This window comes from Chryseobacterium sp. GQ58, assembly GCF_059758895.1.
Map to the genome: position 1 here is coordinate 153170 of NZ_JCAXEH010000002.1, position 14151 is coordinate 167320.

10 protein-coding genes are annotated in these 14151 nt (G+C 34.3%); 9 read left to right on the forward strand and 1 reads right to left on the reverse strand.

The annotated features are described in order from the left end of the window. The first annotated feature begins 95 nt into the window (after positions 1-95). From AC6CHK_RS04925 to AC6CHK_RS04965, 9 genes are all read left to right on the forward strand, one after another. Entirely contained in the window at positions 96-914 is an 819-nt protein-coding gene (locus AC6CHK_RS04925) for an undecaprenyl-diphosphate phosphatase (protein ID WP_498094125.1), read from the forward strand. 38 nt (positions 915-952) lie between these two features. Then, positions 953-1651: a tRNA pseudouridine(55) synthase TruB gene (gene truB / locus AC6CHK_RS04930; RefSeq protein WP_498094127.1), complete on the forward strand. Its 699-nt coding sequence runs from the start codon at positions 953-955 to the stop codon at positions 1649-1651. Between the two features lie 80 nt (positions 1652-1731). Then, positions 1732-2241 (forward strand): hypothetical protein, encoded by a 510-nt coding sequence (locus AC6CHK_RS04935; RefSeq protein WP_498094129.1) that lies wholly within the window; start codon positions 1732-1734, stop codon positions 2239-2241. Then, positions 2241-2963, forward strand: coding sequence for a 23S rRNA pseudouridine(2604) synthase RluF (rluF, locus tag AC6CHK_RS04940; RefSeq protein ID WP_498094131.1), 723 nt, complete (start codon positions 2241-2243; stop codon positions 2961-2963). Before AC6CHK_RS04935 ends, rluF begins: the two co-directional genes overlap by 1 nt. A gap of 492 nt (positions 2964-3455) precedes the next feature. Further along, positions 3456-5252 (forward strand): 30S ribosomal protein S1, encoded by a 1797-nt coding sequence (gene rpsA / locus AC6CHK_RS04945; protein WP_498094133.1) that lies wholly within the window; start codon positions 3456-3458, stop codon positions 5250-5252. Positions 5253-5631: 379 nt separating this feature from the next. Next, the gene (locus AC6CHK_RS04950) at positions 5632-8229 is read left to right on the forward strand and encodes a T9SS-dependent M36 family metallopeptidase (protein ID WP_498094134.1); all 2598 of its coding nucleotides are present in this window, start codon (positions 5632-5634) and stop codon (positions 8227-8229) included. Positions 8230-8457: 228 nt separating this feature from the next. Then, positions 8458-11049: a T9SS-dependent M36 family metallopeptidase gene (locus AC6CHK_RS04955; protein WP_498094136.1), complete on the forward strand. Its 2592-nt coding sequence runs from the start codon at positions 8458-8460 to the stop codon at positions 11047-11049. 118 nt (positions 11050-11167) lie between these two features. Next, on the forward strand, positions 11168-12148 hold the full coding sequence (locus tag AC6CHK_RS04960; RefSeq protein WP_498094137.1) for an EamA family transporter: 981 nt from the start codon (positions 11168-11170) through the stop codon (positions 12146-12148). 85 nt (positions 12149-12233) lie between these two features. Beyond that, entirely contained in the window at positions 12234-13229 is a 996-nt protein-coding gene (locus AC6CHK_RS04965; RefSeq protein WP_498094139.1) for an alpha/beta fold hydrolase, read from the forward strand. A 286-nt stretch (positions 13230-13515) separates the two neighbouring features. Here AC6CHK_RS04965 and rplS read toward each other — a convergent pair whose 3' ends face one another. Continuing rightward, positions 13516-13872: a 50S ribosomal protein L19 gene (gene rplS / locus AC6CHK_RS04970; RefSeq protein ID WP_498094141.1), complete on the reverse strand. Its 357-nt coding sequence runs from the start codon at positions 13870-13872 to the stop codon at positions 13516-13518. Between the last annotated feature and the right edge of the window lie 279 nt (positions 13873-14151).

Genomic DNA, 14151 nt, shown 5'->3' on the forward strand with positions numbered 1-14151 from the left:
TATTTTTACAAATAAGATTTAAGAATTAAAAGATTTGAATATTAATTTGAATCTTTTAATTTTTCCTGAATATTTCAATTTTTTAATTAATTTAAATGGATTTAATCAAAGCAATAATCATTGCTATTGTAGAAGGACTTACAGAATATTTACCGATCTCATCAACCGCACACATGGGTTTTGCTGCCAGCTTGATGGGTCTTGAAGACGAAGAATTTCTGAAAATGTTTCAGGTTTCTATTCAGTTTGGAGCTATTTTATCAGTAGTTGTAGCGTATTGGAAAAAGTTCTTTGATCTAAAAAATCTTCAATTTTACTTCAAACTGGGATTTGCTGTGATACCGGCTTTGGTTTTAGGATATATACTTGATGATAGAATAGAGGCTGTTTTAGGGAACCAAATTGCAATTTCGTCAGTTTTAGTTATTGGCGGTGTTGTTTTATTGTTTGCTGATAAATGGTTTAAAAATCCTGTCGTGCATGATGAAAAAGAACTTTCCATAAAAAAAGCAGTAATTATAGGTTTTTGGCAATGTCTTGCGATGATGCCGGGAACGAGCAGAAGTGCAGCTTCAATTATCGGAGGAATGACGCAAGGCCTTACAAGAAAGGCCGCAGCAGAGTTTTCCTTTTTCTTGGCTGTGCCTACCATGTTGGCGGTTACCGTTTATTCCGTTTTTGTGAAAACTTGGGGAAAAGAAACCGCTAATCCTCAAAAAGGATACGAAATGATTTTTTCTTCGCAAGATCACATTATGATTTTTGTTGTAGGAAATATTGTTGCTTTCATTGTTGCTTTGATTGCTATTAAAGCTTTCATCGGCGTTCTTAATAAATACGGATTCAAGCCTTGGGGCTGGTACAGGATAATTGTAGGAATTGCTTTGCTGATTTATTTTTATTGGTTTAAATAAACTAAAATTGCTCATTACCAATTACTTATTCCTCATTAATGAATGCTGAAGAATTACAATCAGGTTACATATTTCTTTTAGACAAACCACTTGACTGGACTTCTTTTCAGGCGGTGAATAAAATGAAATATAAGCTCAAAAGAGAATTTAATCTGCCTAAAAACTTTAAAATAGGCCACGCCGGAACTTTAGATCCTCGTGCGACAGGTCTTTTGATTGTCTGCTGCGGAAAATTCACAAAGAAAATCCCCGAAATACAGGATGCCCCGAAAGAATATTGGACCGAAATAAAACTAGGAGTTCAAACCGAATCTTACGATACAGAAAAGCCGGAAATTCTTCATCAGGATATTTCTCACATTACGAAAGAAAATATTACGGAAGCTTTAGATAAATTTTTAGGAGAAATAGAACAAAAACCGCCTGTTTTTTCAGCCATTAAAATTGATGGTAAAAGAGCTTATAATTTAGCCAGAGCCGGAGAAGAGGTCGAAATGAAATCCAGAAAGACAACAATTCACTATATTAAAGATGTTGAAATCAATTTTCCGATGGTAAGTTTTATCGTTGGCTGTTCAAAAGGAACTTATATCAGAAGTCTGGCTCACGATATTGGTCAGGAACTGGGCGTCGGAGCTTATTTGACGCAATTGAGAAGAACGAAAATCGGCGACTATACCATTGAAAATGCAACCGCAGATTTTTTAGAGAATGATTATAGATTTGAAAATTTATGATGAAATATTTACTCTTATTTTCCACTTTACTTTTTTCTGTCCAAATTTTTTCGCAGAATGAAGATATTAAAAAGCCAAAGATGAATTTTTACTTCAATCCTTCTTTGAGTGCAGGCTACAATTTAGGAAACAGTATTAAGAATAATCAAAATAGAGATTCGCCATATTATCAACAATACGTTGCTCCTTATCTTCCCAATAAGTTTACATACGGAATTTCGGCAATTGGAGGTTACAATTTTCTTCCTAATTTTGCATTGGGAACAGGATTGAAATACATGTATATAGATCCAAATTTCCATATGATGTATTGGCTTATTCAGCCTAAAATTATTTTTAATCCCGGAGATGAAGCTTTTTTTATAGATGTCACTTATGGAAAACAATTTAACCGTTCAGTTATATCAAATTCAGAATTTTGGGGAGTGAAGTTGGGAATTCAGGTTGCTTATTCAAAAAGATTGAGCCAGGAAGGAGGAATTGTTTTGGAATCGCCAAAATTACCTGTTTCAAATAGTACTTTTATAGGATTAAGCTATGGAATTACCATTTACAGTAACAAACATTACACCGTTGAAGGAATAGATTAATGGAAAAAACACGTATCAATAAATATTTATCAGAAGTAGGATACTGTTCGAGAAGAGCAGCGGACAAGCTTTTGGAAGAAGGAAGAATCAAAATAAACGGTAGAATTCCTGAGTTGGGAACAAAAATTTCTGATGAAGATATCGTTGAAGTAGACGGAAAACCAATACGTGAATCTGAAGAAAAACCTATTTATATTGCTTTCAACAAACCGGTCGGAATCGTTTGTACAACCGATACAAAGCGCGAAAAGAACAATATAATTGATTATATAAACCACGATAAAAGGATTTTCCCCGTTGGAAGGTTGGATAAACCAAGTGAAGGTCTGATTCTTTTGACAAATGACGGAGATATTGTGAACAAAATTCTCAGATCAAAAAATAATCATGAAAAAGAATATCTGGTAAGAGTTGATAAGCCTATCAACACAAAATTTCTCGAAAAAATGCGAAACGGAGTTCCTATTTTGGATACCGTGACCAAAAAATGCGAGGTTGATAGAATTGATGATATGACTTTCCGTATTGTTTTGACGCAAGGACTGAACAGACAAATCAGGAGAATGTGCGAATTTTTAGGATACGAAGTAAAGAAGCTAAAACGCATAAGAATCATGAATATCAAGCTGGATTTGCCTCTTGGAAAATGGAGAAACCTTACTGAAGAAGAGCTTTCGACGCTTAATTCTTCACTTGAAGATTCTGCAAAAACCTTTGAATAAGTATTTTTTATTCATCAGATCAAATAAATATTCCAAAAGTTATTAGCTTTCCTGTAAATTCTTGAAAAAAATATTATGAAGTTAATGTAAAAAGGTTTATATTTGAATTATCAAATAAAGATCTGAATGATGGAAAAAAAAATCTTTATTTAAGCGGGTTAACGCCTGCTTTTTATTAATTAAATTCTTAATAAGTTGGGATCGGAACTTATTCTTTTTTGATTCATCTATTCTTCACTTTTTCCAAGTTTCTTTAAATTTTACTTCCACATTTTTATATTTCTTTTATAATAAATTGAAATTTAGTTAATTACAACTTTCTATTTCCTGCTGAAAATATATTGTTAGAATAAAATAATTTTGTACTTTTGCACTCACTTTTGTGGTAAAGGTTTGATAAGGTAAAATATTAATAATTAATTACTTCCGTATTTTTTAAATCCACATTTATTCAGACCGTTAAAAAAGAAGGAATACAAATTTTATTAGAAAATGTCAAAAGAGACAAATTCAGCAGAGGTTATTCTTAACCAAAACGTAGCACCAGAACAATTTGACTGGGATTCTTTCGAATCTGGTCTTGATGCAGATGCTAGAAAAGAAAAAAGTGATCTTGAAGAAATCTATAACGGATCTCTTAGCAGCTTAAATGATAACGACGTTATCACTGGTAAAGTTGTAAGATTGACTGACAAAGAAGCTATCGTAGACATCGATTTCAAATCTGAAGGTGTTATTTCTCTTAACGAATTCCGTTACAACCCGGGCCTTAAAGTAGGTGATGATGTAGAAGTAATGGTTGACAGAAGAGAAGACAAAACTGGTCAATTACAATTATCTCACAGAAAAGCTAGAACGCTTAAAGCTTGGGATAGAGTAAACGAACTTCACGAAACTGGAGAAATCGTTAACGGTTTTGTAAAATCTAGAACTAAAGGAGGTATGATCGTTGATGTACACGGTATCGAAGCATTCTTACCAGGTTCTCAAATCGACGTTAAGCCAATTAAAGATTACGATCAGTTCGTAGGTAAAACTATGGAGTTCAAAGTTGTGAAAATCAACCCTGAGTTCAAAAACGTAGTTGTATCTCACAAAGCATTGATCGAAGCAGATATCGAAGGTCAGAAAAAAGAAATCATCGCACAACTTGAAAAAGGTCAGGTTCTTGAAGGTACTGTTAAGAATATTACTTCTTACGGTGTATTCGTAGATCTTGGTGGTGTAGACGGATTGATCCACATTACAGACCTTTCTTGGTCTAGAGTGAACCATCCATCTGAAATCTTAGAAGACGGACAAACTGTGAAAGTGGTAATCCTTGACTTTGATGACGAGAAAACAAGAATCCAATTGGGTATGAAGCAATTAGAAGCTCATCCTTGGGATGCTCTTTCTGCTGACATGAAAGTTGGTGATAAAGTAAAAGGAAAAGTAGTAGTTCTTGCTGACTATGGTGCATTCGTAGAGATCGCTCCAGGTGTAGAAGGATTAATTCACGTTTCTGAAATGTCTTGGTCTACTCATTTGAGAAGTGCAGGAGATTTCGTAAAAGTAGGTGACGAAGTGGAAGCTGAAGTACTTACTCTTGATAGAGAAGACAGAAAAATCTCTTTAGGTATGAAACAATTATCTAAAGATCCTTGGGAAAATATCGAAACTAAATATCCTGTAGGTTCTCAACATGTTGGAACTGTAAGAAACTTTACAAACTTCGGTGTATTCGTAGAATTGGAAGAAGGTATTGATGGATTAATCTATATCTCTGATCTTTCTTGGACTAAGAAAATCAAGCATCCATCTGAGTTCTGTGCAGTTGGTGATAAATTAAATGTTGTAGTCCTTGAACTAGACATCCAGGCTAGAAGATTATCTCTAGGTCACAAACAATTGACAGAAAACCCTTGGGATAAATTTGAAACTAAATATGCTGAAGGAACTGTACATGCTGGTAAAGCTGTAGAAGTACATGATAAAGGTGCTTCTGTACAATTCGAAGATGCTGAAGTAGAAGCTTTCTGTCCTTCAAGATTATTAGAGAAAGAAGACGGATCTAAAATCAAAAAAGGTGAAGATGCTCAGTTCAAAGTAATCGAATTCAACAAAGAATTCAAGAGAGTAGTGGTTTCTCACACAGGAATCTTCAGAGACGAAGAAAAGAAAAATGTAAAAGAATCTAACAATAGATCTAATAATACATCATCTTCTTCAAACAACGAAGAAAGATCAACTCTTGGAGACATCGATGCATTAGCAGAACTAAAAAGAAAAATGGAAGGAGGTAAATAATCTTAAACCAATTTTTTAAATATAGAGAACCATTCTTCGGAATGGTTCTTTTTTTTGTGAATGACAAATGAAATTCTATAACAGAAATGTTGATGGAAAGGAATGTTTTAAAGTACAACCAAATTAAATTTTCATAGATAGATCACACATAATATTATATAGTTGTAGAATTTATATAAAGTCAATTTGAGTGTTAGGTGTGTGGTGCTGGTAATCAATTAGTTATTAAAATAGTTTTGTTTATATTTAAATGTTAAATGTTTGGTAATCAGAATATTGATGTTTGTTTTAGTATTAATTTGTTTATTTTATGCATATATTTAAATAATAATGTATTTTATTTGAAATATATCATAAATTTGCTGCTTTAATAATAGAAATGAAAAAGATAACTCTGCCGCTTTTATTGGCTGCTTTTGCAGTACTTCCTTCTGCGTTGTATTCACAAGATAACGAGAAGTTGATTAAAGATTATATTTCTCAAAACAAGATTAGGGAATATAAAAAGTCTGATCTCACAAATTTTGTGATTGACAACGTTGATAATTCAAAATCACTTAACGGAAATGTTGTAAAACTTCAGCAAACGTACAACGGGCTTCCTGTTTTTAGTGCTGTAGGAACTGCTCTTGTGAAGGATAACAAGATTACTTATTATTCCGATAACTTCGTAAAAGATTATTCAACTTCCAACTCTGCAAATGCAGCTTTGGACAAAAATGCAGCTTTAAGTAAAATTTCAGCCGATCTTAATAAAGAAGAAATTTCTACTTTGCCAATTATGAACTTTTTCGAAAAAGGTCCTCAAAAATTGACTGCAGCAAAACAGAGGTTGGTATATGCTACGGATGATAACGGAGATTTGAGATTGTCTTATGAATTTTTGGTGCACGAGCCTAAAACAACCAATCACTGGAATTATTTAATCGATGCAAATACCGGAAAAGTTCTTAATAAGATTAATTTAAATCTTTCTTGTAATTTTCATGAAGACGCTTATTCACACGATACGGATCATGTGATGGTAGCATTACCTCAAAATAAAGAATTTTATACAAATAATACCTTTACTTTATTACCCGATAATGCTTCTTACAATGTTTTTGCATTGCCAACAGAAGCACCTACTTTTGGACCTAGAAGTCTTGTGACAAACCCTTGGATACCGTCTTCATCTCCTGAAGGTTGGCATTCAAACGGAACGACTCATTACACAATCACAAGAGGAAATAATGTGTATGCATACGATGATAAGGATGATGATGAAATGACGTATGGAACTTCTCCTGACGGTGGAGCAACAAGAAATTTTGATTTTGCATACAACGCCAATGGTAAAGCAATCCTTAATCTTCCGGCTGCAACTACAAATTTATTTTACATCAGTAATATGATGCATGATATTTTTTATAAGTTTGGATTTACAGAATCTGCAAGAAATTTTCAGAGCAATAATTTTGGAAACGGAGGTTTAGATGATGATGAAGTATTTGCTCAATCTCAAGACGGCGGAGGCTATAATAATGCTAATTTTGCTTCATATCCGGATAATTATAATCCTGTAATGCAAATGTATTTGTGGCTAGGATCAAACCGCGTATTATGGTATAATGCTCCGACTGATGCAACACCTAGAGTTGTAGTTGGAGGCTCGGCACAATTTGGACCTGGTTTTAACGATGTGGGGATTACGGGTGACGTAAAATTTGTGAGCAATACAAATGCTTGTATAGCTTTACCTGCCGGAGAATTAACCGGAAAAATAGGTTTGATTGAAAGAGGAGGAGGTACAACCTGCAGCTTCGTAGTGAAAGTGAAAAATGCACAGAATGCAGGCGCAACAGGAGTTATTGTGTATAATGATGTTGCCAATGGAGCTACTTTAGGAAATATGGGAGGCGTAGATAATACGATCACAATTCCTTCAATTTTAATTAATAATGTGGAAGGAGAATATATCAAAACGAAATTAGCAGCAAACACGCCTGTAAATGTTGATATCAGACTAGACACAAGATATGACGGAAGTTTTGATAATGGTATCGTGTCACACGAATACGGACATGGAATCTCAAACAGATTAACCGGAACGGGATACAATTGTTTGAATTCTGGTGCGGATAAAGAACAAATGGGCGAAGGTTGGTCAGACTTTTTTGCTTTAATGCTTACCAACAAGCCGGGAGACAACGCTTCTGTTCCAAGAGCTATCGGAACTTATGCGGGAGGAGAGCCAATCACAGGTGATGGGATCAGGCCTGCAAAATACTCAACAGATTTTGCTGTCAACGGATTTACATATGGTGATACCAACGGTATGGAATATTTCAATGGCCAGGCTACTGTACCAAATGTACATTCTATAGGGTTTGTTTGGGCAACGATGCTTTGGGACCTGCATTGGGATTATGTGGCTAAATATGGTTACGCTTCTAATGTTACAGCAAATACTACAAGCGGAAGCGCAAGGGTATTGCAGTTGGTTACAGATGCTTTAAAACTTCAGATATGCAACCCGACTTTTGTGAACGGTAGAGATGCGATTTTAACGGCCGAACTGGCTACAACAGGTGGTGCAGACAGATGTATGATTTGGAGAGCTTTTGCTAAAAGAGGTCTTGGAGTAAATGCTTCGGCAGGCTCTAAAACCAATATTAATGATCAAGTAGAAAATTTTAGCGTTCCTGCAGACTGTGTACTTTCAACAAATGAAGTTGCATCAGCAAACAATAATGCAATCTCAATTTATCCGAATCCTGCTAAAAATGAATTTTTCATCAATTTCCCAAGCAATACTTTAGGGAAGGTAAATGTTGAAGTTTATGATATGTCAGGGAAATTAGTTTCTACAGAAAATAAGATTTCACCGGATTCTAAAAAAGCAATATCAACCAATGCTTTACAAAACGGTGTTTATATTGTGAAAGTAAAAGGATTGGGAATTGATGCAACATCAAAACTTTTGATTAAAAAATAATTTATTTTAGAGTTAAAAGGATTGGTTCTGTAAAAGCAATAATCATAACTTAGTCTATAATTAAGAATCCGTCTCAATTTTGAGGCGGATTTTTTATGACCTGAAGACAAATAATAATGATGTTTGTTGTTTTTTTAATCATATTTTATAAATTTTTACAACAATTAGTTTATTTTTTTAATTTAAATTGAATTATATTATTAAATTTGATAACTAAAATTATTTAATATGAGAAAAATAACTACCACATTCTTATTTGCAGTATGCACGGTTTTTCCATCATCCAACTTGTTTTCACAAGATAATGAAAAGCTTATTAAAGACTATATTCTTACAAAAACCATAAGAGATTATAAGAAATCAGATCTGACAAATTTTCTTGTTGATAATGTTGATCCTTCTAAATCTCTAAACGGAAGTGTTGTAAAATTTCAACAGACATACAAAGGTCTTCCAATTTACAACTCTGTAGGAACGGCTCTGATAAAGGATGGTAAAATTGTATATTACAATGATAATTTTATAAAAAATTATAACGAATCTACAGTAAATTCTGCAAAAATAAATAAAGAGGCGGCTTTACAGAAAATATTAAGCGAGCTTCAAATAGAGGATATTTCTAATTTTACAATTCTTAATTTTTCTGAGAAAGACCTTGATAACAAAAAGTTTGTCAAACAAAGATTGGTCTATATTTCAGATCATGGAAATCTAAAACTTGCCTATCAATTTTCTTTAGAGGAACCAAAATCTCCCAATTATTGGAATATTCTGATTGATGCAAATACCGGAGATATAATTTTCAAAGAAAATTTAACTTTATCATGTAATTTCCATTCTGATGCATATTCGCATGATCATGGTCACTATCATTTTATTGGTCCGGTTCAGGATCATAATAATAGTTTTTCTTTTTTAGCTCCTGATAATGCTTCCTATAATGTATTTCCTTTACCAATACAGGCGCCGACTTTTGGACAAAGGTCAATCATTACAAACCCTTGGATTTTAGCCTCTTCACCTGAAGGCTGGCATTCTGACGGGACAACACATTATACTATTACCCGAGGAAACAATGTGCATGCATATGAAGATACAGCTAATTTAAATGCTCCGGGAGCATCTGCGGACGGTGGAGCTGCCAGAAATTTTGATTTTGCTTATAGTGTAAATGGTACTCCTACAGCTAATCAGAATGCTTCTTTAACCAATTTATTTTACATGAACAATAGAATTCATGACATCTTTTATAAATTTGGTTTTACAGAATCAGCCAGAAATTTCCAACAGAACAATTTTGGAAATGGAGGTGCCGGCAACGATTACGTAAGAGCCGAAGGACAAGATGGAGCAGGAACTAATAACGCTTTCTTTTCTAGTCCTGCAGATGGGTCTAGAGGCCGTATGCAAATGTATTTATGGTCGAGTATAAATACCAACTTCTTTTATAATGCACCAGCCTCAGCAATGTCGCGTCAGCCATCCGTAGGTACGGCTCAATTTGGTAATCCTCTCGATGCAGTGGGAGTTACTGCGGATGTTCAGTTATCTCCTGTATTAGACGGATGTACTGCATTGCCAGCGAATTCGCTTACAGGGAAAATCGGCTTGATCGAAAGGGGAACTTGCGCTTTTACGGTTAAAGTAAAAAATGCACAAGATGCAGGAGCCAATGCTGTAATCATTTATAATGCCCCAGCATCTAGTGCAATAGGTACTATGTCTGGAACTGACGCTACGATTATCATACCTTCAGTTTTGATTGAAAATGCCGAAGGAGAATTTATAAAAGGTCAGCTTGCCTCCAATACGACAGTAAATGTTACTCTTAAAAATGATCCGGCAACAGCTGTAACTCCTGATGGTAGTTTTGATAACGGAATCATAACTCATGAATATGGACATGGAATTTCAAATAGATTGACAGGAAACGGATCAACATGTCTCTCAACTGCTGGTAGTAGCGAGCAGATGGGTGAGGGTTGGTCAGACTTTTTTGGTTTAATGCTTACCAATAAGCCGGGAGATAATGCTTCTGTAGCAAGAGGTATGGGAACTTATGCTACAGGACAGCCTATAACAGGGCCGGGAATAAGGCTTGCAAAATATTCTCCAGATTTCACTATCAATGATTATACATATGGAGATACTAATGGTATGCAATATACAAATGCAAACGGACAGCTAGTCCCAAATGTACATTCGATAGGGTTTGTTTGGGCAACAATGCTTTGGGATCTGCATTGGGAATATGTTAATAAATATGGTTATTCATCTGATGTAACAGCCAATGCGACAAATGGTAGCTCGAGAGTATTACAATTAGTAACAGATGGGCTAAAGCTACAGGTTTGCAGTCCGACATTTATTGATGGTCGAGATGCAATTTTGGCAGCAGAATTAGCAACCACAGGTGGTGTAGATAAATGTATGATCTGGAGTGCTTTTGCTAAAAGAGGTTTGGGTGTCGGTGCTTCAGCTGGAGCTAAAACAGATATCAATGATCAGACAGAAAGTTTTACCACTCCGGATGAGTGTGCACTTTCTACAAATGAAACTGCATCAGCAAACAATAATACAATTTCAATTTATCCAAATCCTGCTAAAAATGAATTTTTTATCAATTTCCCAAGCAATACTTTAGGAAAAGTGAATGTTGAGATTTATGATATGTCAGGTAAATTAGTTTCTACAGAGAATAAAATTTCACCGGATTCTAAAAAAGCAATTTCAACCAATACTTTACAAAACGGTGTTTATATTGTGAAAGTAAAAGGATTGGGAATTGATGCAACATCAAAACTTTTGATTAAAAAATAATAGTTAAATCAAATTTAATCATCATTCACCTCAGAATTTCTGGGGTGATTTTTATTGTTAATACAGAAATATAACTTAAGAAATTTATAAGTTGTAACTTTGCGCGCTGTAAAAAGATATGGAGAAGAAAAATATTTTAAAGGGAGTTTTGTTCGTTGGTATTGGCTCAAGTATTTATGGGATGTTGGCAACTTTTGTAAAGATGGCTTATATAGATGGTTATACAACTTCCGAAGTCACTGCGTCTCAGTTTTTGTTGGGTTTTGTAGGTTTATTGATCCTGAATTTTATTCAGACGATAACATCAAAAAAGCATTTGCCGGCACCTTCTTCAAAAGAATTTAAGCTTTTGATGTTGGCGGGAACTTCATTGGGATGTACAAGTTTGTTTTATTACATTGCAGTTCAGTATATTAATGTTTCAATTGCGATTGTTTTGCTGATGCAGTCGGTTTGGTTCAGTGTGGTTCTCGAAAGCTTTATTACAAAGAAATTTCCTAATGCTAAAAAAATAGTAGCTACTTTAATTGTTTTAATAGGAACTGTTTTAGCTACAAACCTTATTAATTTGGAGGTGAAAATTGATTGGCACGGCATATTTTGGGGATTATTGGCTGCTGCATCATTTACCATGACGATGTTTTCGTCAAATACTATTGCAACGCATGTTCCGGCTTTCAGGAAAAGTATTATTATGCTTTCAGGAGGTTCTGTTATCATACTTTTATTCCTCTTTTTTGCACAAATCGGACCCTTGCATTTCGAAGGATTAAGATCTTTTTACCTTGATTTTACAGAAAATACGCAGCATATTCGTCCGTTTGATTATTCTATTTTTTTGACTTACGGTTTTGTTTTAGCATTATTTGGAACAGTCATTCCGCCTATTCTATTTAATATTGGCTTTCCGAATACGGGTTTGGGCTTAGGAAGTATTGTTTCCTCTTTGGAGCTTCCCGTTTCAGTGACAATGGCTTTTGTTTTGCTGAATGAGCAAGTTTTACTCATCCAATGGGTTGGAATTATTTTAATATTGTTTGCCATTGTTTTAATGAATTTACCTTCTAAAAAAGAATTGTCAGTCGCTGAAATATCTTAAAAAGTTATAATTAAATTAAAAATAACATTCGAAAACCGTTTCTTTTGAAGCGGTTTTTTTAATTTTAATATCTAAAATAAATTTCATGAAATATTTTAAAAATGCAGTTGCGGTTTTAATGTTATCGATTGCACCATGTTTGATGTTTTCTCAGATAAAACCATTGGATGCGATGTTGACAAATTATCAGTATCCGTTTGAAGTTCATTTTAAAGATTTAAATTCTCAAAAGCAAAATCTGAAAATGGCTTATATGGATGTAAAGCCAAAAAATCCGAACGGAAAAACCATTATGCTTCTTCACGGGAAAAATTTTAATGGAGCGTATTGGGAAAAGACTGCAAAAGACTTATCTGCAAAAGGTTTTAGGGTTGTTATTCCTGATCAGATTGGCTTTGGAAAATCATCAAAACCTCAAAATTATCAATTTTCATTTGCTCAGCTGGCGAGCAATACAAAAGAAATTTTAAATGAATTAAAAATCGATAAAACAATAGTTTTGGGACATTCAATGGGCGGAATGGTTGCTACGAGATTTGCCTTAATGTATCCTGAAACCGTTGAAAAGTTGATTCTTGAAAATCCGATCGGATTGGAAGATTATAAAGTTTTAGCAAAATACCAAACCATCGATGAAGCTTACAAATCCGAATTAAAAAACACGGCAGAAACTTATAAAAATTATCAGTTAAAGTTTTATTACGACAACAAATGGAAAGAAGAATATCAGCCGTGGCTTGATTTAATTGCTGGTTGGACATTACATAAAGATTATCCTCAAGTCGCTTGGAATGCAGCTTTGACAAGTGATATTATATTCAGTCAACCTGTCGTTTATGAATTTAAAAATATAAAAACACCAACTTTATTAATTATCGGAACAAGAGACCGAACCGCTATTGGAAAAGACCGCGCACCAAAAGAAATACAGCCGACAATGGGACAATATCAGGAATTGGGGAAAAAGGCACAAGCGCAAATTGCAGGTTCAAAATTGGTTGAGCTTGACAATGTAGGCCATCTTCCGCACATTGAAGTTTATGATAAATTCTGGAATGCTTTGTTCGATTTTATAAAGTAGAATTAAATTTGTTTTGATTGACTTAGGAAAAGGAGGCGTTAAGAAAATTGAAATTTAATCCGTAAAAAAATTCCCACTGTCTGAAGCGCGACAAAAATTCTGAGTTGAAGAACTAATTCTGATTTCGCGCAAGTTTTGGGGATTTTAGGATTTAATTGCAATTTTTAGCTGGAGTTTCCAGTCTTGAACTTTTGGTTCTTTTGTTTCAAGACAAAAGAATATATATCAAAATAAAGAGAGGCTAATCAATTTGAATAGCCTCTCTTCGTATGTGTTGTTGTCTGAATTATTTCTTTTTGTAAGCAGCGTCTTTAATTCTCGCTTTCTTACCTCTAAGATCTCTGAAGTAGTAAATTCTAGATCTTCTAACTTTACCTCTTCTGTCAACTTCGATTTTTTGAAGAGCAGGCATGTTGATAGGGAAAACTCTTTCCACACCAATATCACCACTCATTTTTCTGATCGTGAAAGTCTTTGTAGAACCTGTTCCTCTCAATTGGATTACAGTTCCTTTGAAGAACTGAGTTCTAGTTTTTTGACCTTCCTTAATTTCGTAATACACAGTGATCGTGTCACCAGCTTTGAATTCAGGGAATTCTTTTTTTGTAATGTACTTGTCTTGTACGTACTTTAATAAATCCATTTTTGTAATAAAAATTTTTTGTCAAGCTAAGCAACTTACACGGACTTCGTCAGAGGTTGAATAACAGATTGCAAAAATAAAACAAATTTTTCTGTCCACCAATACTTTACAAAACATTTTTCAATAATTTTCTCTAAAAACTCTAAAATCATAAAACCCAATCATGGCGTGCCCATTCACTCGGTCATTACGCGCTCGCTTCGCTCGCGCTCCATTTCCTCATTCAGGTCGGGCTGTCCGCTGTATCTTTTTAGGTTTCGGCGGCAAAGCCGCCGAAAC

Excerpts from the sequence above, each read along its gene's own strand:
- AC6CHK_RS04925 (WP_498094125.1), top strand. The coding sequence starts at position 96 with ATGGATTTAATCAAAGCAATAATCATTGCTATTGTAGAAGGACTTACA.
- truB (WP_498094127.1), top strand. The coding sequence starts at position 953 with ATGAATGCTGAAGAATTACAATCAGGTTACATATTTCTTTTAGACAAA.
- AC6CHK_RS04935 (WP_498094129.1), top strand. The coding sequence starts at position 1,732 with ATGAATTTTTACTTCAATCCTTCTTTGAGTGCAGGCTACAATTTAGGA.
- rluF (WP_498094131.1), top strand. The coding sequence starts at position 2,241 with ATGGAAAAAACACGTATCAATAAATATTTATCAGAAGTAGGATACTGT.
- rpsA (WP_498094133.1), top strand. The coding sequence starts at position 3,456 with ATGTCAAAAGAGACAAATTCAGCAGAGGTTATTCTTAACCAAAACGTA.
- AC6CHK_RS04950 (WP_498094134.1), top strand. The coding sequence starts at position 5,632 with ATGAAAAAGATAACTCTGCCGCTTTTATTGGCTGCTTTTGCAGTACTT.
- AC6CHK_RS04955 (WP_498094136.1), top strand. The coding sequence starts at position 8,458 with ATGAGAAAAATAACTACCACATTCTTATTTGCAGTATGCACGGTTTTT.
- AC6CHK_RS04960 (WP_498094137.1), top strand. The coding sequence starts at position 11,168 with ATGGAGAAGAAAAATATTTTAAAGGGAGTTTTGTTCGTTGGTATTGGC.
- AC6CHK_RS04965 (WP_498094139.1), top strand. The coding sequence starts at position 12,234 with ATGAAATATTTTAAAAATGCAGTTGCGGTTTTAATGTTATCGATTGCA.
- rplS (WP_498094141.1), bottom strand. The coding sequence starts at position 13,872 with ATGGATTTATTAAAGTACGTACAAGACAAGTACATTACAAAAAAAGAA.